Genomic DNA, 23,132 nt, shown 5'->3' with positions numbered 1-23,132 from the left:
AGTTCTTAGCTCAATGCTAGCTTGCAGCTCGTACCTTTACTACTTACTCTAGATATTTCGTAGGAGTGCATTGACTATAATTAACTATACTCTATTTATCGGTTAAGTTAAGTTACTACTTACAATGAGGTGCAAGCTGCTAGCTCGCACCAGCGTACAACGCTAAGTTTCTTCTGGGGCTAAAATGTGTTTATCTCACAAGCCTTTTCCACCACGACTCTCGTTCTACATCCTCGGCATAATACCCATACCCATATCCGTATCCATACCCATAGCCGTAGTTAAGTTTCGTAAAATCGACATCGTTGAATAGAATAGCCGTGTTTTTAATCTTACCGGATTGATACTGTTGCTGAATATTGGAAACAAAGTTTTTAAGTGTGTACCCCTGGCGTACCATAAATATATTCGCATCAGCCAGGTGCATCAGCTCCAGGCCATCCGAAATAATTCCAACCGGGGGAGTATCCAGTATGATATAATCATATTGCGTCTTTAACACTGCAACCAACTCATCCATTCGTTTGCTAAGCAATAACTCAGAAGGGTTAGGAGGTATATCCCCGGATGGAAGTATATGCAGGTTATCTTGTAGCGTATGGTGTATCGCCTCATCTATACTAATATGCTCTGCTAGGTAATTACTTAACCCAACTGCGCTATGCACGCCAAAATCTGAGTTATTATTCGGCTTGCGCATGTCAGCGTTTACCAAAAGGGTCCGCTCACCAGATATTGCAAAAATATAGGCAAGGTTCTTGGCTGAGAAAGTTTTCCCCTCACCACTTATAGAGGAAGTGATGACAAAGATTTTTCCTTCGCCTGACTTAGCACCGATCATAAAGCGCAAATTGGAGCGAACAGTTCTAAAAGCTTCAGCAAGAGCAGATTTAGGATTCTGATCTATTAAGCTGGCTTTTTCATTTTTATTATGCCCCACCATACCTAGTAAGGGAAGGTTCGTATGGCTGGCTATATCCTCTGTAGAATTGATTTTATTATTCAGCAACTCCTTAAGGAAAATGAACCCGATAGGTAAAAATAACCCAATAAAGAGCGCAATTAAATAAGTTTGGTTTGGATTTGGAGAGATGACAGCTTTTACAGCTGCTGTATTAACCAAACGGGCATCTGGGGTGGTGGCAGCGGTAGAAATTCCCGCCTCTGCCCTTTTTTGCATCAGGAAGACATATAACCCCTCGCTGAGGTTATACATGCGTGTCAGATTGATAAATTGTCTTTCTGCCGCAGGGAGCTGCTGCAGGGTTCCCATCAATCGGCTAATACGCGCATTAATATCTCGAACTGAAATCTGGTTGACCTGCTGTAAGTTGCGTACATTTTCGGCAATACCTGCCAAAAGCTCCCGTGCCTGTGCTTGCGCTGCCTGAATTTGCGTGCGAACAATTGGGTTTTGCGTGCTCTCTGTTTTCAGAGAGGCCAATTGCAATTGGACTTCAATCAGTTGATTGATTAACTGGTTCAGCACAGGATCAGTGACTCCAAAAGATGAAGGCGCAATAATGCTTTCGGTTACATTGCCTGCTGCAATATAATCTTTTAAATAGGTAAAGTATTTGGCACTAACCAGAAGCGCTGCTTTTTCCTGTTCAATTTCCTGTATCTGCCCGGTTGTCTGAGATCCCTCCTCACTCATAGTCAGCCCGGTATTCTCTTTCTTGAAAGATTCCAGTTGCCCTTCCACCCGATAAAGGGAATCACTGATTTGGGCCAACTGCTTATCTATGAAATTGATGGTATTGACTGCTGTCTTATTCTTCTCTAGCAAACTTTGTGAAATATAAGTCTGTACGTGTTGGTCTAAAAAGGTAATTGCTTTTCTGGTATTTGTAGTTGTTGTGCTTATTTCTAAAATCGACGTCTCCTGAACAGGGTTTATAGATAGGCTACTACTATATTGTTTTACCAGATCCTCAAATTTGTTCACGCGAAAAAAAAGATCCCCAGCAGAAAACTGTTTTCCAGTACTATTTACGACGAATTTAAAGCCCCCAATGTTGATAAGCCTCCCAAACATGAATGTTTTTACGGAGTCGGCTGACCCCGGCAAATGCAGGTTAAAGGTCGTTTCATCATTCATTTCATACTGAATAAGCGCTCCAAAAGGGATATTTGTGGAGCTTGAATCAATAAGGATATGTATTGGACTCTCCTCAAAAATTTCAGTAAAATTAATATCCCCTTCTACAAAATAAGAAATCCCGAAATCTAAAGAACGGATTGTTTCCCCAACCATGTCGTTGGATTTCAACATCACCGCTTCATTGTTCAGGTTCTTTTCGTTACCTAGCAACTCCCCGCCATAGAGCAAATTGACAGGAGCATTCGAGAGGTCAGTTGGGTCCTTGATTAATACCGTTGTGCTGGCTGCATACACAGGAGGTGTGTACCGATTTACTAAAAAAGCTATAACAAGCGCTAAAGGCACAGTTAAAAAAAACAAGTACCAATATTGCTTTAACTTCTGCAATATAAATTGCAAGTCAATCAGACTGTCTTGTTGTGGGATAGGTTCTGGATTCACGTTCGGAAGTTAGCTCAGGATTTAATATTATAGAAAACGGGTGGCTAGCAGTGCCAAGGCTGTTACAACCGACAAAACCAAACTTACGTTACCCACAACGTTTTCTTGTACAAACTTAGCCGGCAACGGATCCACTACGAGCATGTCATTGGGTTGCAGGTAAAAATTATTTTTCCCTAAGGTATTATCATCCAGTAAACTAAACTTGTATAGTTTTGCCACCCCATTTTCGTAGCGAACAAGTTTAATGTTGCTTCGGTTCGAATAAGGGCTAAAGCCACCTGCAGAAGCGATGGCTTCCATCACATTGATGTTATCCTGGTATGTGGTAAACTGCCCTTGTTGAGTCACTTCTCCAATAATGGTATACCGGAACGTGAGCAAACGTAAATTAACGGTAGGATCAGATAAAAAGGGGTTTAAGGCATCGGTCACTTTGATGCGTGCCTCTGGCATAGTCAGTCCGTTTAGATTTACCTTACCCACTGCTGGCAAGAGGATGTTTCCGTCAGAGTCCAATGTATACCCGCTTAGCACGGGGTCCTGTGCGCCAAAGATAGTAGTACCGGTAGCCAGAAAATCAAACTCTGTGGGGGTGGTGCTTTGCACTCTGAGTGAGAGCACATCGCCGGGCTTCAGGGTATACGCAACGGGTTTCAGGTCAAAGGTGCGCAGCAATGCGTCTGCATCTCCCTGGTTTTCAACCTGAGGGTTCTCCTGCAGTAGGATGACTCTCTTCTGCGGCACACAGGCAGGGAATACAAAAACTCCGATTAGCAGCCACAGGGCAATTAAGGTTTTACGCATCTTCTATTAGAAACTTATGTAAGGTTGCAACCACGAATTAAAATTGCACCTATTGCCACTTTTGAAAGGGCGAAATTAAGGAAATATTATATCAGTGCCGTGTTCGCATGAAAAATAAATTATACTTTTTTATTAAAACTGCACCTGCACCCCATTCGAGATCGCATACACGAACCGGGTAATGGGTATGATCGGTTCATCCTCGTAGGTGCAGTTAAAGTTGGTGCGCAGGCTAAATTTACTGGTAAGCTTCACCTGCAGTGTCACGTCGCCGCTTATTCTGTTCCGGAAAGAGGCGAGCCCCTTGTCATACCCAGTTTGGTAATAAACGATAGCATTCGTGCTCACCTGTTCAGTCAGAGTGGATTTGAGGCTGAGGTAGTTTGTGGATTTAATTAGATCGGACCGGATGAGTTCTGCATCCTCCTGCTGAGATTCCCACGCTTCGTGTTCGTGCATGATACCGGCACCTAGGTATACAGCCGATTTCTTGGTTTGGAACAGCCTGTACCGCAGTCCTCCCCCAGCCAGGGTGCGTAACTCTAGCCCCCGGGCTTTATCGGCCTGCAGCTGCACGAAGGTTTCGTAAGAGAGTGGTTTTTTATATAGAAAGTTCGTCCTGAAGTGCGAATAGCCGGTGCTGGCCACTGTGTTGCGCTGCTCCCTGGAGTCATAGTTCACCAACAGGTAATTGTAATAGTTGAGCAACAAATAACTATTTCTTGCAGAAACATAGGCAATGTTTCCGTCGAACGTAAGCTGTAGGTAGTTGTTCGGGTTGCTTTTCCCGGCATTCCGGTTGAACATGGAAAAGTTCAGGCCAGCTTTCCCGGTAAAATAGTTAACAGTATCCTTCTCAATCCGCTGCCGCTCGATATTCAGGATTTGCGCCTGGCTGCTATAGGAGAAGAGGTATAAAATAAAAGCAAAAGCAACGGGCAGAAAGTGGGTGGGCATGATTATTTGGAGGGGTGTGATATGGTTAAAAGCCTTGCAAATATAGCGAAGGCCAGCATGAGGGGCAATATGTGATGCGCCACCTTAAGGTGCGGTGCCCAAAGTTTTAGTAGCTTTGGCTTTTGAAGTCAGTATCTATATGTATGCCCTATTCGAACGAAACTATTGCTGCCACCGCCGCCTATGTGCAGGAACTACTCACCGGGGAAGGCTCCGGGCATGACTGGTGGCATATCTACCGTGTCTGGAACAATGCAAAGCACATCGCGGCCCACGAGGACGTAGATCTCTATATAGTAGAGCTGGCAGCGTTGCTGCACGACATCGGAGACCACAAATTCCATAACGGAGACGATACCGTCGGCCCACGCATGGCCAGGGAATGGCTCACGAAGCATGAAGTAAACCCAGAGCATATCACCCATATCTGCGAGATAATTAAAGACTTATCTTATAAAGGGGCGGGCACTTCTTCGGCTATGAAATCCCTGGAAGGTTGCGTGGTGCAGGATGCAGACCGGCTGGATGCCATCGGGGCGATCGGCATTGCCCGCACCTTTGCCTATGGGGGCCACAAGAACCGCGAACTCTACAACCCCACCATTCCTACGCAACTGCATGACTCGTTTGAGGCCTACAAAGCCAGCACCGCCCCTACCATCAATCACTTTTATGAGAAGCTTTTACTCCTAAAAGACCGTATGCACACAAAGACAGCCAATCAACTGGCAGAAGAAAGGCACGCCTACATGGAGAACTTCCTGAAGCAGTTTTATGCCGAGTGGGAAGGACTTAAATGAGTTTGCCTGGTTAAATAGCTGCATAGTGCAAGCCTACGGTGGTTCTGTCAGCTGTTGCGTAAAAATCAGAGCAGGTATAAAGGGGATATAAAAATTTTCAACTCATTCGGTTTCGGCATGATGTTGCCTTCGCCTCGTCTGCTGCTTGCTTCATTACCTGAATTAAAATTTCAGCGATTCAATTAATCGGTCATACAAAATCAGAACATGGAAATACCTTTACTCTCAGACATCGTCATCATCTTAGGGCTGGCTGTAGTTGTAATTCTGCTGTTCCAGCGTTTCCGGTTCCCGACCATCCTGGGGTTTCTCGCCACAGGCGTTATCGCGGGGCCGCATGGGCTGAGCCTCATCAACGCCACCCACGACATCGAGATTCTGGCGGAGGTCGGCGTCATCCTGCTGCTGTTTATCATCGGTATGGAATTCTCGCTCCGAAGCCTTGCCATGATCAAGCGGACCGTGTTGCTGGGGGGCACTGTGCAGGTAATGGCCACGATCGGGTTGGTATGGGTTGTCATGCTCCTCCTGGATTTTAGTAACAGCGAGAGCATCTTCATGGGTTTCCTGATTGCCCTGAGCAGTACGGCCATCGTGCTGAAACTGCTTCAGGACAAAGGCGACATTAATTCCCCGCAGGGCCGCGTGGTATTGGGGGTGCTGATTTTTCAGGATATTATCGTGGTGCCGATGATGCTGGTGACCCCGCTCATGGCCGGAGGCTCAGAAGACATTGGCACCGCCTTGCTGTGGATGGGTCTGAAGGGTGTTTTCGTGATTGTGTTCGTGCTAATCAGCGCGCGCTACCTGGTGCCGATGTTGCTCTACGCTGTGGCCAAAACAAAAAGCAAAGAGCTTTTCATCCTGTGCGTTGTGGTGATCTGTTTTGCCGTGGCCTGGCTTACCTCCAGTTTGGGCCTGTCACTGGCCTTGGGTGCTTTCCTGGCCGGGCTTATCATTTCAGAGTCAGAGTACAGCCACCAGGCGACCAGCAACATCCTCCCCTTCCGGGAGATTTTCACGAGCTTTTTCTTTGTGTCGATCGGAATGCTGCTGGACTTCAGTTTCCTGCTGCAGCACTTCCCCATCATCCTTCTCTTCACGGTGCTCACCTTTCTCATTAAAGGTACGGTGGCCACCCTGGCCGCCCGGATGCTGCAGTACCCCTTGCGTATTTCGCTGCTCGTGGGCCTGTCGATCTTCCAGGTGGGCGAGTTTGCCTTTATCCTATCGAAGACGGGGATTGAGTTTGGCCTGCTCTCAGAAGAGACCTACCAGTACTTTCTGTCGGTGTCGCTGCTGACGATGGCCATCACTCCCTTTATAATAGAGTACTACCAAAAGATTGCAGGGAAAATCGGCGCACCGTTCACGTCGAACCAGGAGCCGATGCCCTTTACCCATACCCACCCTGATGAGCATGGCGACCTCCCTCCGCTCGATGACCATATCATCATCATCGGGTTTGGCATCAACGGACGCAACGTGGCTAAGGCCGCTAAGCACGCCAACATCCCTTACGTGATACTTGAGCTGAACGCAGTTACCGTGAAGAATGAGCGCAAGTTAGGTCAGCCAATCGTATATGGGGATGCCGTTCATTCCATGATCCTGACGCATATCAATGTGCTGCGCGCGCGCGTGGTAGTGGTGGCCATATCCGACCCGGAAGCTACCCGCCGCATCATCGCCAGTATCCGCGAGATTTCAGATAAAGTGCATATAATCGTGCGCACGCGCTTTGTGCAGGAAATGGAGGAGAATTACAAAATTGGAGCTGATGAGGTGATTCCGGAAGAATTTGAGACCTCCATCGAGATCTTCACACGCGTGCTCAACAAGTACCTGATGCCCCGCGACGAGATCGAGAGCTTCACCCAGATGATCCGCTCCGACAACTACGACATGCTGCGCAGTATGGCCGGGCGCAACAACGGGATGCCCGCCACACTGGACCTCGATCTTCCTGACCTGGAGGTGGCGAGCCTTCGGGTGTATACCAATGATGAAGAGTTTATCGGGAAGCCGCTGCTTGAGTCGGGTATACGGCAGCGGTTTTCAGTAACTGTGGTGGCCATCAAGCGGGGTAGCGATACGCTGCTCAACATCAACCCGCAGACATATATCGAGCAAGGGGATATCGTGTATGTGGTCGGGAAACCAAGTGAGGTGATGCGCTTTAATAATTACCTTAAAGCCGATTAGAAAAGGTTAAAACTCTTTACATCGAGTTAAATACTTACTTGATTAAATTTATTTTAATCAATTGGTTTTAAGTAACTTATACCTATTAATATTTAGTCTCCCAAGAGCCTTCACTGACGTTATGCTAGAGAGCTGCACAGTTCGTGAAAGTACCCTTTTAAAGTTTGTCCCCCTTTGAAGGGGGTTAGGGGGATGACAGGCGGCCGAAAGAACCTTCCCTGACCTTGCTTGATGAAATCCGCTTCCGAAGTGTCTTACAGGTTGATTGTCCGCAGGGAGTATCATCCCCCTGCCCCCTTCTACGTCGAGGGCCCCTACCCCCAAGGGGGACAAAAGAACGCAAGGCGTAACAGCAGGAAGTAATAATAAAATGCCCCATCCCCTCACGGGGAGGCTCTCTATGGCGCAAGCGTCCGCTTGTGACTTTTAATGCCTAACCTGCCGCACATCGCCTACCAACGGCAGCACAAGCGGACGCTTGCGCTATGGTTTATGGACTCCAAAAACACAGAATTTCGGCTATGGCAGTTTGGGGTATATACTATACAAGAGTACTCCAGTACATAACACCAATCGGATATTGGTATAATGAGGGATTAACACTAAAAGCCTAAAGAGACCCCATCACATCCGTAACGACTCCCTGCACTTTGCCATACCCCGCTTTAAAATTCGTGATTCCCCCTTCGGCCCAACCGCGCCAGAGTAGCATATTCGACTTTGGGTTGATCAGGTCGATGATCAGGGTGCCTTCCTTAAACAGGTCGACGGATCGGTAACCGGGCATGTCGGCATGGCCGTAGCTGTAACGATAGCCGGCCATATACCCATAGCTGTACCCGAATCCGGGCCTTGGCTGCGCGGCCTTGTCTGTTTCCTCTGCCATCGACACACTGACATCATAGGCCACCAGCACATCAGGGTTTTGTGATGCTTTGCGGTACCCGCGCTTCTCTAATTCTTCCTCGATTGCGCGTACGACGTTTTGGTCGAGAGACGCACTATACCCTTTCTCAAAACTTGGCTGCGCCACGGGGGCCGTCTGGAACCAGGCATAGGTCTTGTAAGTTTTTGGCGCGGCATATGGCGTTTTTATGGAATGTGCGCCCTTCGACGCGGAGGTTGTCACGCAGGAGGTGAGCGACAAGCCTGCCAGCACGAAGCCAAATACAAGGCTGAGTAAGCGTAAAGTTGTTTTCATTGTGTGGTTTTTAAGATGGTATAGCCCTTGTCGCGATGTGCCAATCACTGTCTGCAGCAGCATTTCAGCGTTCCGGCAGTCACTTAGGTATAAATTCCCTGCAAATGTATAACGGCGCATATTGCATCGCAAATTGTTCCGCAAAAGAGACAAGCCCTGATCTACCGTATGATTCTGTATAAAAAGCAAGTTTCGAGGAATGTATGCCCGGAAACCAGTACAATTTCATTCGCCATAACAACGATACTACGAATTACACGTGTATGAGAGGAAACTAAAAAAGAGATTATCCTCAAAACTTAAACCAATGGCTGACATTTCTACTCACATTCCCTCTGCCCCGCCCAAATGGGTAAAAAACTTTGCCAGGGCTGGCCTCAGCGCCAAAGGCGTTGTATACTGTCTGGTAGGGATCATCGCTTTTATGGCGGCGTTCGAATTTGGTGGCAAATCCACGAAGGAGGCCGGAAAATCCGGGATTTTCCGTTTTATACTGGAGCAGCCTTTCGGCAAATGGATGCTCGGCGTTGTCGCGTTGGGGCTGGCATGCTACGTTATCTGGCGCTTTATCCAGGCTTTACAGGATACCAACAGCCAGGGATCTGACGCAAAGGGCATTGCCAAGCGGCTTCGCTACGCCTTCAGCGGATTTGTGTATGGCGGTCTTGCCTTTGTGGCGGCAAAGCTTGCCCTGGGCAACGGGGGCGGAGACAGCGACTCTAGGCAGACACTGGTGCGGGAACTGCTGCAGCAACCCTTTGGCCAGTGGCTGGTGGGTATACTGGCTGTCGGCACCATGCTTACCGGCGTTCACCAGATATACTTTGGCTACTCCGAGAAATACAAAAAGTCGATTAGCAGCTCCGGGCTCAAAAGTGATGTCGAGCACAAAATGATTCGCGCCGGAAAAGTGGGTTACATCGCCCGCGGGGTGGTATGGCTCGTAATCGGCTACTTGTTTTTAAAGGCAGCCATGCAGTCGAACCCGAATAAGGCTGGGGGCAGTAGCAGCGCGTTCGCGTTTCTGGAGGACGCCTCGTACGGCTCCTACCTGCTGGGGGCTGTGGCCCTTGGCCTGATCTGCTATGGCGTGTTTATGTTTATGCGCGCGAAATACCAACCGGTATATAAATAACTGTCCTCAAAACCGAACCCAAAGGCGGGCCACTGCAGAAAAAATAGCTGCAGTGGCCCGCCTTTTTTAGTCTCAGCCGATTTTACGTATACCATCCCATATCAATCGAAGTTAAATCCTAAAGTAAGATGCTCATTCTTTAGTTGGGAGATATAAGCGTGAGCACATGTTTTCAGGCTTAACATATATTTTACATTATATATTTACACTTTTCCAATTATCGGGCATAATTACTTAAAATTAAAGCTTTTAAAGCGTTAATTTTTGATTCCATCCCCTAACTTTGGTCAGGGACGTGTCGCAACCAGTGGGTGAATGCCTCCTGCTTGCTTTGGCGCCATTCCAGAGAAGGCTATGTGCAAACTGAGATGAAAAATACTGCTTTTAAAATATTTATATTAGACGATGATATCTGGTATAGCGAATTGCTGGAGTACCACTTATCCGCGAACCCGGATTATGAAATCCACAAATTCCACGCTGCGCAGGATTGCCTCACCAACCTGTACCAGCGGCCCAATGTCATTACCCTTGATTATTCGCTGCCCGACAAAAACGGCGCTGAGGTTTTAAAGCGGATAAAGGAACAAAGCCCGGACACGCAGGTCGTCGTGATTTCGGGCCAGGAGGATGTGGCCACTGCCGTCGACCTCCTGAAAAAGGGGGCGTATGATTACCTCGTAAAAGATGAGGACACGCCGGAGCGCCTTTGGAACTCCGTGAACAAAATTTGCGAGAGCGACTCCCTGCGCAAGGAAATAGACCAGCTGCGGGAGGAGATCGGGCAAAAGTACGACTTCACCAACTTCATCATCGGGAACAGCGATGCCATGAAGCGGGTGTACAACATGATGGACAAGGCGGCAAAAACCAACATCACCGTCTCCATCAATGGCGAAACCGGCACCGGGAAAGAGTTGGTGGCCAAGGCTGTGCATTACAACAGCACCCGCAAGAAAGCCCCCTACGTGGCCGTCAACGTAGCCGCCATTCCGCGCGAACTGATCGAAAGTGAGCTGTTCGGCCATGAGAAGGGCGCTTTTACGGGCGCGGTATCGCGGCGGATCGGTAAGTTTGAGGAAGCTAACAAAGGCACCATTTTCCTGGATGAGATCGGGGAACTGGACATCAGCCTGCAGGCCAAGCTCCTCCGGGTGCTTCAGGAAAAAGAGATTACCCGCGTGGGGGGCAACAGCCTGGTGCCTGTGGATGCGCGCATTATTGTGGCTACGCACAAAAACCTGGCGGATGAGGTGAAAAAAGGCACATTCCGGGAAGACCTGTATTACCGTTTGCTGGGCCTGCCCATCCAGCTGCCCCCGCTGCGCGAGCGCGGCGGCGATATCCTGGTGCTGGCTAAGTCGTTTATAGAAAGCTTCAGCAAAGAAAACGGCCTGCAGAAAAAGACACTTTCTCCCGCTGCACAGGAGAAGCTGCTCTCCCACTCCTTCCCCGGCAACGTGCGCGAGTTGAAGGCAATAGTGGAGCTGGCGGTGGTGATGGCAGACGAGACGATGATACAGGACAACGACATCATTTTCACGGTGGAAGCTAGGGATGGGAATTTTCTGGCGAAGGAAAAGTCGCTGAAGGCTTATACCACAGAGATTATTCAGATTTTCCTTGACAAATACAATTACAACGTGCTGTTGGTGGCCGAAAAGCTGGATATCGGTAAGTCGACGATCTACCGCATGATTCAGAACAATGAGTTGAAGGCAGAGTAAGGCACCTATGTTTTACCGCTTTTGCGATACTACAGTGATTTTTGACGCTTCCGAACCCGGTAAAGCGTTGCCTGTGAGAATTTGTCATCTGTTTGTATAAAAACACCCCTATGGATACTCGATCGGAAGCACAGTTGCTTCAGGAACTGGCAGCAGTGCGGAAGGCCCGTGATGCGGCTGAAGAACTTGTAGACGCTCACCGTCAGGAACTGGCGCTCCTCAAAAGCACTCAGGATGCCTCCGCCATCCCCTCATATGCGACTGGCAAATTATTGCTTCACCTGAAAACCCCAGCCCTGCTGGCCGACTCGGAAGACAATATCCTTTTGCTGAACGAAGAACTGCACCGCCTGCTTCATCTTCCGGAAGACATATCCTTTTACACAGGCATGGCTCTGTCGTTTTTTGAGCAAAGCACGCTGCTACGCCATCTCCGGCCGCACCATGAAGTTACCAACATGCCCGGCGCCTCGGATGAGGGTGAATTTCCGGAGCGCATGAAAATCGAGCGGGAGCGTGTGCCCGTGACCGTGGGAACAGCGGCCCGGGGAGCGGTATGGCTCTACCGCGATGCAACCGCGAAGCGGGAGCAGCAACCTGAACCGACGCTGCAGGAAGAGTACCCGCATCCTATGTTACGGATAAGTTTCAGCGGCGAAATTCAGTATATGAATGGGGCCAGCGTTGAACTCCTCGGTTCAGTTACTGCCAAGCGCATGGCTGGCTTTAACCGGTTGCTGCTAATGCACATCCGGAAACTTAACCTTCCCACCTCTCCGCATACCGCCTCTTTCGAGTTTTATGTGTCCCGGCGCTATTTCCACTCCCTCATTACATCGCTGCCAGACAAAGGGTATTTCAACATCTATATGTCTGATATCACGGAGCGCAAGCAGACGGAGGAAGCACTGCAGGAGTCCCGGAACTTTACTCATAACATCGCCCGCACGATACCCAGCATGGTGTATATCAACGATCTGGAAACGGGCGAGCACATCTACTCCAACGAGCAGGTGTATACGGTGTTAGGATATTCCCGAGAGGAACTGGTCGCTTTTGAAGGTGATGTGTTCAGCAACATTGTCCTGCCGGAGGATCTGGAAAAAATGTACAGGCACATACACAGCATCCTCCAGGCGCAGGATGGGGAGATACTGGAGATAGAATACCAGGTCCGCTGCAAAAACGGAGATATTAAAATTCTGCGCAGCCGTGAGAGCGTGTTCAAACGCCGTCAAAACGGATCGGTTACGCAGGTGATCGGTTCTGCCGAGGATGTGACCGCCATCCGGCATCACAGCCAGGAATTAATTAGCCAGAAGGAGTTCTATGAGTCGATCCTGAACAACATCCCTTCCGATGTGGCGGTTTTTAACGAGAAGCTGCAATACGTGTTCCTGAACCCAGCCGCCATAGGCGACGGCACTTTGCGTAAATGGCTGATTGGCAAAACGAATGAGGAATATAGCGCATACCGACAGTTTAAAAACCGATACCTGGATAGTAGACTTGAGAGCCTCAAACGGATCCGGAAAACCCTGCAACTCGAACAGTTTGAAGAGAAACTTATTGACAGACAGGGGAAGGAAAGAACATATATCCGTTATCTCAACCCCGTACTGGATGAGGCTGGGGATTTGAAATTGGTGATAGGGCATGGCCTTAATATCACTGAGCTAAAGCGGGCACAGACCATAATCTCTGCCAGTGAGGCTAAAAACAGAGCCATATTGGCGGCCATACCCGATATCATGTTCATCATCGACAAGGACGGCCATTTGGTTGAGATGAACAATGTGGACCAGAAATACCTCCCTATACCTAAAGAGGAAGTTGTTGGCAAGAACATTATGTCCCTCTTTCCCTATAGATTAGCCACTGCCATGCTGCAGCATGTGCAGCGCGCCATCGAGACAGGGATATCCGAGAAAACAGAGTATGACCTGAATGCGCCCGAGGGTACCCTCTATTACGAGGGCCGCTTTGTCAAGTACAGCGAGAGCGAAGCCCTGGTGATTGTCAGGGACACGACGGAGGAGAAAAAAGCCGCGCTGGAGACCAAGGCCAAGAACGATTTCATTGAACTCGTGCTCGACTCAAGCCCCAGCCTTATTTACGTGAAGGACGGGGAGGGCAACTTCGTGCTGGCAAACCACGAGTTTGCCAAGCTGTTTGGGCGCACAATCGAAGAGATAGAGGGCTTGAACACGGCCGATATATACCCTAATAAAAAAGAGTCCAGGCTATATATGGAGTCTGACAGAGAGGTAATTCGGGAGAATAAGGAAATCAAGCTGCAGGAGCGCTTCACGAATAGCCAGGGAGAAATCATTTGGTTCAGCACAACCAAAAAGCCCCTTGTCACGGCAGACGGCCAGGTGCATGTGCTGGGCATTTCCACCAACGTGACCGAGCAACGCCAGGCCAGCAGGCAATTGGAACACAGCGAAGAGCTCCACCGCCTGCTCTCGGAGAACTCCCGCGACCTGATAAGCCTCCACAACCCGGACGGGAGCTATATTTATGCCTCTAAGGCGGTGGAGGAAATTCTGGGGTATAGCCAGATCGAAATGCTGTTCATGGAAACATTCCGGGTTATTCATCCGGATGACCGGGAAAGGGTACGGCAGAAAGGCTTTGTGGTGGCCATGCAGAAAAAAACCAACGTGACGCTGCAGTGTCGGCTCCTGCACAAAAACGGGAATGAGCTTTGGGTGGAGACGAACCTCAAGCCGATTCTGGACACTGCCGGGAACGTGACGAAAATCCAGTCGGCTACCCGCGACATCACCAACCGAAAAAGATCGGAGGAGGCGCTTCGCCACAGCGAAAAAAAATACCGCGACCTCATCAACTACAGCCAGGCCTATATCTGCACCCACGATATGGAAGGCAATATTCAGTCCGTAAACCCCTACCTGCTACAAATGCTGGGGTTAACCACGGAGAAAATGGTGGGCAAAAACCTATCCTCCTTCTTCTCCTCCTCCTTCCTGCCCTATATGGAAGGCTATCTCCAGAAGTTCGGCGATAGAAACGTGGTGGACGGTGTGCTTTTCGTGAAAAACAAGGACCAAGAAAAACGTAGCCTGCATTACCAGAACTACAAGGTGGAGGAACCGGGCGCAGCCCCTTATATCATCGCAATTGCCCAGGACATTACAGACCGCATGCGCACGGAGGTGCAACTGACGAAGGCGAAAGAGGCAGCGGAAGAATCGGCACGGGTGAAGGAGAACTTCCTGGCGAACATGAGCCACGAGATCAGGACGCCGATGAACGGGATACTGGGTATGGCGGGCCTGCTCAAAAAAACAACGCTCGACAGTGCACAGCAGAATCTGCTCCAGATTATACAGCAGTCTGCAGACAATCTGCTCGTGGTGATAAACGATATTCTGGACATTGCAAAAATAGAGGCTGGCAAAATGGAGATCGAGCAAATCCCCTTTGACCTGGCAGAATCAATCAGGGCCGCCTACAAGACCTTTATATATAAGGCTGAGGAGAAGGAAATAAATTACGTTCTGGAGCCCATAAACTTGCCTCATGCCATCATGCTGGGCGACCCCTATCGCCTGAACCAGGTGCTGCTGAACCTGCTCAACAATGCCATCAAGTTTACAGAGGAAGGCACGGTACGGCTGGCGTGCCATGTGCTTGCCGAAACAGCTGAAAACCTGACAGTGGAGATCACGGTGTCGGATACGGGCATCGGGATACCGGCCTCCAAAATAGATGTAATCTTCGACGGTTTCACCCAGGCATACTCCAGCACGACGCGCAAGTATGGTGGCACAGGGCTGGGGCTCAACATCTCGAAGACGCTGGTAGAGATGCAGCAAGGCACCTTAACCGTGGAAAGCCAGGAAGAAAACGGAAGCACCTTTAAAGTACACATAACTTATTTAAAATCAATGGATGCAGCCCCTAAAGTTAAAGAAGAAGTAATAGACTTCACCAGCCTCAGCCACATACACCTACTAATGGCTGAGGATAACGAGGTCAATATATTTCTGGCCCAATCTATAGTGGAAGGCTGGGGAGCCCGCATCGATATTGCCCGAAACGGTGTAGAGGCTGTAGAACTGGCCAGGCAAAACACCTACGATATAATCCTGATGGATATTCAGATGCCCGAACTGAGCGGCATCGATGCCACCATGCAAATCCGGAAGCTAGAAGATAAGGCAAAAGCCAATGTGCCAATCATTGCCCTCACGGCAAATGCCCTGAAAGGAGACGCCGAAAAATATATTGGGGCCGGTATGAACGATTATATCTCAAAACCCTTTGAAGAAGAAAAGCTCTTTATGAAGATTGCAGCCTTAACCACCCCGCAGGCACCAGCCAGAAGCGTGTCCTTAGCATATACGGATACCGCTAGAACGCACGCTTCTCAGGAGGGCCCTTTATATGATCTCAGTTTATTGCAGAAAATGTCCCGGGGAAATCAGCAGTTTCTGAACAGAACGCAGGAACTATTTATCCAGACGGTGCCCCTCACGGTCGAGGACCTTCATCAAAAGCATGCTGCCTCTGACTGGACTGGGGTGAGCGCCGCAGCACACAAACTGAAATCCACCATCGACACGATGCAAATCAGCACGCTTAAAGAAGTGGTCCGAAAAGTAGAAAGTGATGCCAAACAGGGTATAAACCTAAACCGTATAGGCGACGCTATCCTATTGATAGACGAAGTGTTGCAGAAAGTCATCCTTCAGCTACAAGCCAATATCACGGTTAATTAAACTGTTACACTGCGTTAATCTATACATTCTAATTTATACCATAATATACTATTGATCAATAATTTATACCCATCTATTTAAACTTTTATATAAAGCATACTGCTGGTGAATTTCCAGCAGTAAACACGCTTGTATCTGCTGGCCCAACAGGTATAAAAGTTCTGCACATTGCCTCTACCCGCGCCTCGCTTCAAAACTTCTGATGTCAATTTCGTATCTTGGCTTGAGCTGAAAGCTTAAAAGATACTGTATGACCTTACCTGTTTCACCGACAGACTTACCTGCCTTAAAGCAACTTCGCCAAAGTCTGCATCAATACCCCGAACTTTCTGGCGCGGAATTCAAAACGGCCGAGAGAATCGTCTCTTATCTGCAGGCCTACAATCCAAGCAAGGTATACACTGGTCTGGGGGGCACTGGCGTGGCGGCCGTGTTTGATGGTAAGGTTTCTGAGGGACCCGTAGTGCTTTTCCGGGCTGAGTTAGACGCGCTGCCGATTGCGGAGACAAACACCTTTTCTTATACCTCTGTACAGGATGGCACCGGGCACAAGTGTGGGCACGATGGGCATATGGCTATCTTGGCTGGCTTAGGGAGCCTGTTGCATACGCAGCAACTGCAAACCGGAAAAGTAATCCTGCTTTTTCAGCCTGCTGAGGAAACCGGGGCTGGTGCCTGGGCCGTATTGCAGGATGCGCGTTTCGAAAAGGAACTGCGCCCGGATTATGTGTTCGCCCTTCACAACCTACCAGGCTTTCCGCTGCACCAGGTGGTCCTCCGTAAAGGGGTGTTTGCCGCTGCCTCTACCGGTATGGTGATTACCCTGACCGGCAAGTCATCGCACGCGGCTGAGCCAGAAAATGGCCTTAACCCTGGCCTGGCGATGGCCGAGATCCTCTTGTCATTTGATAAACTGATCGCTGACAAAACACAGTTCGAAGACCTGACCCTGCTCACAGTTATACATGCCCGACTCGGCGAGGTGGCTTTTGGCACGAACCCCGGGCATGGCACGGTCATGGCCACGCTCCGCTCCTATTTGCCAGCCGATTTACAAAAACTTAAGATACGCGCAGAGCAGGTTGTTGCGCAGACCGCCTTACGGCATGGATTGCAATTCGGGATAACTTTTGTGGAGGAGTTTCCGGCCACTGTCAATCACCCGGAGGCAGTCGGGTTGGTGCAGGAAGCCGGGCTGGCCCTGGGGCTTTCCGTTATTGAAGCCGAGACGCCTTTCAGGTGGTCGGAGGATTTCGGGCACCTGACCCATCGGTATCCCGGGGCATTCTTTGGGCTGGGCTCCGGTGTGTCGCAGCCGCAGCTCCACCACGCTGACTTCGATTTCCCGGACGAGCTACTACCTACTGGTGCTGTCCTTTTTTACCAGATCGCGGCAAGCATCCTTAATTCATAACTACATATGCATCACTCATCCTATATAGAATTAAGTAAATCAGCACTTCAACAGAACATCAGTTTTATCAGACAGCAAGTTGGGCCTGAAGTTCGGATATCCTCTGTCATTAAGGGCAATGCCTACGGACATGGCATCGAGGTTTTTGCCCCGCTTGCTCAGGCCTGCGGCATAGACCATTTCTCCGTTTTCAGTGCCGATGAGGCCCAACGCCTGCTGGAGGCACTGCCTGCGCCCACCACGATCATGATCATGGGGTATCTGGATTTTCCTGAATTGGAATGGGCGATTAAGAACGGAATTGAGTTTTTTGTTTTCGACTTACAACGTCTTTCGGAAGCAGCCAGGGTCGCGGCGCGCATCGGCATGCCAGCCAAAGTGCATATCGAGATGGAAACGGGTATGAACCGCACAGGCTTTGAGGCGTTGATGTTGGACCAAGTGGAAAAACTGCTGCGCGATGCCGGGCAAAGTGTGCTGCTGCAGGGGCTGTGCACCCATTTCGCGGGCGCCGAAAGCTACCAGAACCACAACAGGGTGATGACACAGCTAGATCGTTTTGATGCGATGCGCCAGCGCTTTCTGAAAAACGGCTTTCGCCCCAAGCAACTCCATACTGCCTGCTCTGCCGCCATGATGCAGTACCCACAAACGCACCTCGACATGGTGCGCGTCGGGATAATGCAGTATGGTTTCTGGCCAAGCCCCGAAACATACAGTTCGTACATGAGCCGTGAGCCCCACATACCGGACCCTCTAAGCCGCCTGATTAACTGGAAAAGCAGTATTATGAGCCTGAAGCATGTAGCCCAGGGAGACTATGTAGGCTACGGCACCTCCTATAATGCCCCTCGCGACATGCTCTTGGCAGTAGTGCCTGTTGGCTATGCCTGGGGGTATAGCCGCTCGCTCAGCAACCAGGGCCAGGTACTCATCCGGGGTCATAAAGTGGGCGTCGTCGGGATGGTGAACATGAATGGCATGATGGTAGACGTGACAGACATACCGCAGGTGCAGCAAGGCGACGAGGTGGTGCTTCTCGGCAAGCAAGGCGAGCACAGCATCACGGTTGCCTCCTTCGCGGAACTCAGCACGCAACTAAACTACGAGTTACTCACGCGGCTTCCGCTCAACATCCCCCGATGCGTTGTCCCTTGATCGCGGATAGGTATGGCCTTGAGATAGAACGCCGTGCTTTGCCAGATTAAAAATTAGAAATTAAGAATTAGAAATGAGGCATAAAAGCCGTTGTTGGTGAGAATACATGACACGGCAGGCTACAGACTGCTTTCGCTCCGTGTCCGTGTTTCGATTAAATGCGAAAGTCCTGTATACTATAGTTGCCCAGCCTAGCTGCTCATACCTTGTTGCCTTTATCAAACTCATAGCCGCAGTTGTAGCAGAAATACGCCTCGACCTGGTGCCCCTCCTGATGGCAGTTAGGGCAGGTAAGCGTAGCTGCGACTTCCCGGTCGGAGCGAGCCATTTCCACCGACACAATACCCGTGGGCACTGCGATAATGCCATACCCCATGATCATGAGGAAACTCGCCAGAATCTGGCCCAGCGGGGTGGCTGGGGCAATATCGCCATAGCCCACCGTCGTCAGGGTCACAATGGTCCAGTAGATGCTTTTGGGGATGCTCGTGAATCCGTTTTCAGCCCCTTCGATAATATACATCAGGGAGCCCACAATCACGATGACGGTCAGAACCACGCCGATAAACACAGTGATTTTGGTGACGCTTGCGCGCAGTGCCCGCGACAGCACCTGCCCCTCGTTGATAAACCGTGTCAGCTTGAAAATTCGCGCTACCCGGAGCAAACGCAGCACCCGCACGATCAACAAGTAATGGCTGCCCACCAGAATCAGGCTCAGGTAAGTGGGAACAATCGAAAGCAGGTCTACAACCCCAAAGAACGAGAAGGCATACTTAATGGGCTTGGGTGTAACATAGATTCGCAGGAAGTACTCCACAGTAAAAATTATAGTGAATGTCCATTCTATCACCCGGAAGGTGCTGTAGTAGCGCTGGTTGAGCTCCGGGATGCTTTCAAGGCTAACGATGAGCACGCTACCCAGGATCAGGACTAGCAGCACCACATCAAATAATTTCCCCGCGGGCGTTTCGGCCTCAAAGATAGTCTTGTAAAGCCGTTTCCGGATTGAGTCTCGGGTTCGGGGAGTCATGGGGTAGCTTAAAGGGATGCTTACAGGCCTCAGTATACAAAAATCGCACCGCTATTGCAATGTATCCTCATGCCAAAGACGGAATAAGGGCTGTTCCTTACGCGTTAAGGACGGTCCCTCCAAGGGGCCGTGCCTCAACATGGAAGCCCGACGCCTCAAGCACGGACCTGCAAAAGCGGGAGCGCTTTATCCAACACATTCAGCTTATTAAGCTCCTGCACCGTCAGGTTTATCCTCTTCCTGTCTCCGGGGTTACGTATAACCTGGTCGGCGTCAAACAGCACGTCTGAGCCTTGGCTGTAAAGCACCGGTTTCAGATGCGGGTAGGCATCCACTTTAAACAGAAGGCTACGGAGCAGATAGAGCAGCCGCAGGATAATCACGCTGCTTTCCTTACCATACAGCCGAATGGGGCTCAGACACATCGTGTAGAGCGTCTCAAACGTCTCATGCTCGAAACTGATGCGGGCAGCATTGTCCTTATCGTAAAGCACCTTCTCGTCTGTGAGCTGCATGCGAAGCGCAAAGAGGTCAGTCAGGTAGTCGATGGATTTGATGGCAGTCCCGGGGTCATTGATGCCAGGGCTCAGGGCCTTGACAGCACTTTCGGTGATGTGCTTGAAACCGAATAGGTAATTGGCGTCCGGGCGCTCTTCCCTGTAGAAATTTACATGACTGAAGAATTTCTCAGTAAACTCCTCCACATGGTCATGCTGTTTGTTTACGCGCGCAAAAGGGACGCCCTCAATCAGGAAGCTCCCGAGGGGCTGCTCAAACTTCAGCACTACGTCGTAGTCGCGGCATATATTCAGCACAGCTTCCTCATCCAGGCTTTGCAGATAGCCGGTCGTAGGGCTCTCCAGCACATGCCAGTTTTCAGCATGCGTGAACACATTCGGAACCCCGGGGCCTCTGTCTCGTGCTATCTCGGCAGACAGCCCGGTGTGTGTGACATGGTAAATGCTCTCAAGTATACTCTCGATCTGGATAGACTGCGAGATAGAATGGATGAAGTAGACAAAAAAGCCCAGGCAGACGATGGTCAGGCACATGGCCAGAAAAACGGCAAAGCCAGGCAAGGAGATGCTGTAATACTCCGCCCGCACATTCACCATAACGACCAGAGTATAAATGAGTGTACCCAAATAAAGACCGAGCACCCGTTGGTTCGATTTGTAGGAGATCAGGCCAGGTATGACGCGGGGCGTAAAATTGGCTGCTGCCTGATTCAGAACCAGCATGACCATAGTGAAGGAAAATACCGTGAGCGAGATAATGCCGGTAGTAATCGAGCTAAGGATGAGCCGGGCAGTCTCATGGTTTGTGATGATCATAAATGGCAAGTCATCCTTAAATCGGTCACTCAGGCCATTGGCCTCCAGGTATAACATCCACAGGGCAAGCCCGAAAAAGAATAAAGAGATGATGGTAGGATAAAAGCCGATGCTGTTGATGATGTATTTGTAGGCAAACTTTAGCCGGCTTAGAAGGATGTTCATAAATGGCAGTATGGTTATAGCTTTTGTTTCCTGGGGCTGCTATTGCTCATGTACTCCGATACAAGCGTATAGGTTCCATAGGTGCGGGATCCCTAAATCAGGCGGATTAATTCATTGGCCAAACATCTGAAACGATTACCAGCAACCGAACAGCAGCACAGATGGGGCACCAGCACGAATATGCAAGCTGTATGTATACCCCTTCACTTTCCGGAGCGCCACAGCGCAGGTAAGCCTCACCGATCTACAACTCCTTCATGATGGCTTGTAGACACTGAAGGTCTTGTCGGTATAAAAGACCATGATCTGTTCAATGGACTTCTCAGGCAAAGCGGGCAAGGAAACTGGAGGCTTGATTTCTTGCATTTTTTTTACATCCTTCTCTGGTTCTACGGGCTGGGAACCTTGTTGCGGCGCTGCTTGCATGGCAGGTTTTGGCGGGGGCTTTAGCTTACCTGTTGAGGCTAAGTTTATTAGCATAGGCTCCTCTGCAAAGAGAAGCCAGTTACTGGCTATATCCCGGTAGGTGCTGAGGATTTTGATCACTACGTCTATACTCGCTTTGTTGCGGCCACTCAGGATATGGCTGATGGTGGCGCGCGGCACCTCAATGCTGTCTGCTAGTTGCGTGGAAGTTAAGCCCTTGTACTCCATTACTCTCCGGATACGATCCTCCATAACCTCTAAACTCCTATTTACAATTGTATATACAATTGTAAATTACGTATTCCTCCCCATTTCACAAATGAATTAAGCTGAAAAAAAAAATCAGAATTATAGGCATACGTTTCTAATTACCAAATAACTTAATAACACACTATTACGAGCAGCATTAAAAGACCGATGTATCAGTGATTACAAATGTATATACAATTGTAAACACTACTATTTAAGACTCTGGCCTTTGCGCCGTTCAACGGTTATACTATGTATGTGATTACTCATTAAAACTATACATAGTTTATGGGGACGCATGGCTATACTTCTTGTTTAATAACAACAAACTGACAGTATGGCAGACGTAATCTACGGATTTGTGGATAACTCGAGTTATCCACAAATCCGTAGATTACAGCAACTTATCTACAGTAGGCTTAATGACAACTCGGAGTTAAAGTAATGCTTCCCCTGCACTAACTGACATAATCATCTGTTGCAGGTAGTGTGAGGCATCCTAAACCAGGAGTATACGCGAAATTGGACTATAGTAGGTAATCCCTAAATCAACAGCACGCCGTAAAAGCAAAATGCCCTGACTTTACACGAAAGTCAGGGCATTGGGTATATGAGCGTACGCTTACACTATGGAGCTGCTACTCTTTCACGATTAAAACGCCATGCATGCGTTGCCAGTGGTCTGGGTACGTACAGACGTAATTATAGGCGGCAGGCTTTAAAGGGGCAGTAAACACCACCTCTACCGTCTGCCCGGGCAATGTCATGGGGGAAGAGGCGAACACCAGGGAGTCGTTGGGGATATAATTGCCAGAAGCGCCGATCTTCGCACCGGCGATCGCCACCTTTTTATAGGCATCCGGGGCTGTGAACACCACATTGTGCATCATCGGCATATCTACGCCATCGTTTTTAAACGTCAACTTCACATGCGAGCCAGCCTTAACCTCCAGAGTGTCTTCGCTGTAGGCTATCTCATCTAATGTATTACCTATTGCATGGAGGGTTAACTCCTCCACCTTTTGCAACGTGGTATCCTGGTCTTCCACCAAAGGCGCGCTTGAGGCTGTAGCACTGTCTGCCACTGCTTTGTCGGTTCCTGTTGTGGCGCTGCTGTCGCTATCCGGGCTGCTGCAACTCCAGAGAAGCAGGCTTGCCCCCACGACACAGCATGTATAGAATCGATTTTTCATGGCATAGGGGTTTTAAGTTAAAGAAGCATAGG

15 protein-coding genes are annotated in these 23,132 nt (G+C 49.5%); 7 read left to right on the top strand and 8 right to left on the bottom strand.

Annotated features, from left to right (window positions below):
* Positions 1-190 precede the first annotated feature (190 nt).
* The 3 genes from MKJ04_RS15860 to MKJ04_RS15850 all read right to left on the bottom strand — a co-directional run bounded on the left by MKJ04_RS15860 (position 191) and on the right by MKJ04_RS15850 (position 4,309).
* Positions 191-2,545, bottom strand: a complete 2,355-nt coding sequence (locus tag MKJ04_RS15860; protein WP_241642632.1) for a GumC family protein — start codon at positions 2,543-2,545, stop codon at positions 191-193.
* Between the two features lie 27 nt (positions 2,546-2,572).
* Complete coding sequence (locus tag MKJ04_RS15855; protein ID WP_241642631.1) at positions 2,573-3,352, bottom strand: polysaccharide biosynthesis/export family protein; 780 nt, start codon at positions 3,350-3,352, stop codon at positions 2,573-2,575.
* Between the two features lie 132 nt (positions 3,353-3,484).
* The gene (locus MKJ04_RS15850; protein WP_241642630.1) at positions 3,485-4,309 is read right to left on the bottom strand and encodes a DUF481 domain-containing protein; all 825 of its coding nucleotides are present in this window, start codon (positions 4,307-4,309) and stop codon (positions 3,485-3,487) included.
* 143 nt (positions 4,310-4,452) lie between these two features.
* Between MKJ04_RS15850 and MKJ04_RS15845 the strand changes: the two genes are divergently transcribed.
* Complete coding sequence (locus MKJ04_RS15845; RefSeq protein ID WP_241642629.1) at positions 4,453-5,109, top strand: HD domain-containing protein; 657 nt, start codon at positions 4,453-4,455, stop codon at positions 5,107-5,109.
* A 207-nt stretch (positions 5,110-5,316) separates the two neighbouring features.
* Positions 5,317-7,314 (top strand): cation:proton antiporter, encoded by a 1,998-nt coding sequence (locus tag MKJ04_RS15840; RefSeq protein WP_241642628.1) that lies wholly within the window; start codon positions 5,317-5,319, stop codon positions 7,312-7,314.
* Positions 7,315-7,924: 610 nt separating this feature from the next.
* On the opposite strand, the gene MKJ04_RS15835 is transcribed toward MKJ04_RS15840, so the two are convergent.
* Positions 7,925-8,515: a DUF4136 domain-containing protein gene (locus MKJ04_RS15835; protein WP_241642627.1), complete on the bottom strand. Its 591-nt coding sequence runs from the start codon at positions 8,513-8,515 to the stop codon at positions 7,925-7,927.
* A gap of 307 nt (positions 8,516-8,822) precedes the next feature.
* Between MKJ04_RS15835 and MKJ04_RS15830 the strand changes: the two genes are divergently transcribed.
* The 5 genes from MKJ04_RS15830 to alr all read left to right on the top strand — a co-directional run bounded on the left by MKJ04_RS15830 (position 8,823) and on the right by alr (position 18,700).
* Positions 8,823-9,650 (top strand): DUF1206 domain-containing protein, encoded by an 828-nt coding sequence (locus MKJ04_RS15830; RefSeq protein ID WP_241642626.1) that lies wholly within the window; start codon positions 8,823-8,825, stop codon positions 9,648-9,650.
* 368 nt (positions 9,651-10,018) lie between these two features.
* Positions 10,019-11,377: a sigma-54-dependent transcriptional regulator gene (locus tag MKJ04_RS15825; RefSeq protein ID WP_241642625.1), complete on the top strand. Its 1,359-nt coding sequence runs from the start codon at positions 10,019-10,021 to the stop codon at positions 11,375-11,377.
* Positions 11,378-11,487: 110 nt separating this feature from the next.
* The gene (locus MKJ04_RS15820) at positions 11,488-16,128 is read left to right on the top strand and encodes a PAS domain S-box protein (RefSeq protein WP_241642624.1); all 4,641 of its coding nucleotides are present in this window, start codon (positions 11,488-11,490) and stop codon (positions 16,126-16,128) included.
* Positions 16,129-16,378: 250 nt separating this feature from the next.
* Positions 16,379-17,542 (top strand): amidohydrolase, encoded by a 1,164-nt coding sequence (locus MKJ04_RS15815; protein WP_241642623.1) that lies wholly within the window; start codon positions 16,379-16,381, stop codon positions 17,540-17,542.
* Between the two features lie 6 nt (positions 17,543-17,548).
* Positions 17,549-18,700: an alanine racemase gene (gene alr / locus MKJ04_RS15810; protein WP_241642622.1), complete on the top strand. Its 1,152-nt coding sequence runs from the start codon at positions 17,549-17,551 to the stop codon at positions 18,698-18,700.
* 199 nt (positions 18,701-18,899) lie between these two features.
* On the opposite strand, the gene MKJ04_RS15805 is transcribed toward alr, so the two are convergent.
* The 4 genes from MKJ04_RS15805 to MKJ04_RS15790 form a co-directional block, all read right to left on the bottom strand.
* Positions 18,900-19,733, bottom strand: coding sequence for an ion transporter (locus MKJ04_RS15805; RefSeq protein ID WP_241642621.1), 834 nt, complete (start codon positions 19,731-19,733; stop codon positions 18,900-18,902).
* Between the two features lie 155 nt (positions 19,734-19,888).
* Entirely contained in the window at positions 19,889-21,232 is a 1,344-nt protein-coding gene (locus MKJ04_RS15800) for a DUF2254 domain-containing protein (RefSeq protein ID WP_241642620.1), read from the bottom strand.
* A 255-nt stretch (positions 21,233-21,487) separates the two neighbouring features.
* Positions 21,488-21,910: a helix-turn-helix transcriptional regulator gene (locus MKJ04_RS15795; RefSeq protein WP_241642619.1), complete on the bottom strand. Its 423-nt coding sequence runs from the start codon at positions 21,908-21,910 to the stop codon at positions 21,488-21,490.
* 635 nt (positions 21,911-22,545) lie between these two features.
* Complete coding sequence (locus MKJ04_RS15790; RefSeq protein ID WP_241642618.1) at positions 22,546-23,100, bottom strand: plastocyanin/azurin family copper-binding protein; 555 nt, start codon at positions 23,098-23,100, stop codon at positions 22,546-22,548.
* Positions 23,101-23,132: the final 32 nt, after the last annotated feature.

Origin of the sequence: Pontibacter sp. E15-1, from assembly GCF_022601975.1 — a bacterium.
In the GTDB taxonomy this organism is placed as follows: domain Bacteria; phylum Bacteroidota; class Bacteroidia; order Cytophagales; family Hymenobacteraceae; genus Pontibacter.
This window is presented reverse-complemented; position numbering and strand designations above follow the sequence as displayed.

Excerpts from the sequence above, each read along its gene's own strand:
- MKJ04_RS15795 (WP_241642619.1), bottom strand. The coding sequence starts at position 21,910 with ATGGAGGATCGTATCCGGAGAGTAATGGAGTACAAGGGCTTAACTTCC.
- MKJ04_RS15790 (WP_241642618.1), bottom strand. The coding sequence starts at position 23,100 with ATGAAAAATCGATTCTATACATGCTGTGTCGTGGGGGCAAGCCTGCTT.
- alr (WP_241642622.1), top strand. The coding sequence starts at position 17,549 with ATGCATCACTCATCCTATATAGAATTAAGTAAATCAGCACTTCAACAG.
- MKJ04_RS15850 (WP_241642630.1), bottom strand. The coding sequence starts at position 4,309 with ATGCCCACCCACTTTCTGCCCGTTGCTTTTGCTTTTATTTTATACCTC.
- MKJ04_RS15855 (WP_241642631.1), bottom strand. The coding sequence starts at position 3,352 with ATGCGTAAAACCTTAATTGCCCTGTGGCTGCTAATCGGAGTTTTTGTA.
- MKJ04_RS15805 (WP_241642621.1), bottom strand. The coding sequence starts at position 19,733 with ATGACTCCCCGAACCCGAGACTCAATCCGGAAACGGCTTTACAAGACT.
- MKJ04_RS15815 (WP_241642623.1), top strand. The coding sequence starts at position 16,379 with ATGACCTTACCTGTTTCACCGACAGACTTACCTGCCTTAAAGCAACTT.
- MKJ04_RS15830 (WP_241642626.1), top strand. The coding sequence starts at position 8,823 with ATGGCTGACATTTCTACTCACATTCCCTCTGCCCCGCCCAAATGGGTA.
- MKJ04_RS15825 (WP_241642625.1), top strand. The coding sequence starts at position 10,019 with ATGAAAAATACTGCTTTTAAAATATTTATATTAGACGATGATATCTGG.
- MKJ04_RS15840 (WP_241642628.1), top strand. The coding sequence starts at position 5,317 with ATGGAAATACCTTTACTCTCAGACATCGTCATCATCTTAGGGCTGGCT.
- MKJ04_RS15845 (WP_241642629.1), top strand. The coding sequence starts at position 4,453 with ATGCCCTATTCGAACGAAACTATTGCTGCCACCGCCGCCTATGTGCAG.
- MKJ04_RS15835 (WP_241642627.1), bottom strand. The coding sequence starts at position 8,515 with ATGAAAACAACTTTACGCTTACTCAGCCTTGTATTTGGCTTCGTGCTG.
- MKJ04_RS15800 (WP_241642620.1), bottom strand. The coding sequence starts at position 21,232 with ATGAACATCCTTCTAAGCCGGCTAAAGTTTGCCTACAAATACATCATC.
- MKJ04_RS15820 (WP_241642624.1), top strand. The coding sequence starts at position 11,488 with ATGGATACTCGATCGGAAGCACAGTTGCTTCAGGAACTGGCAGCAGTG.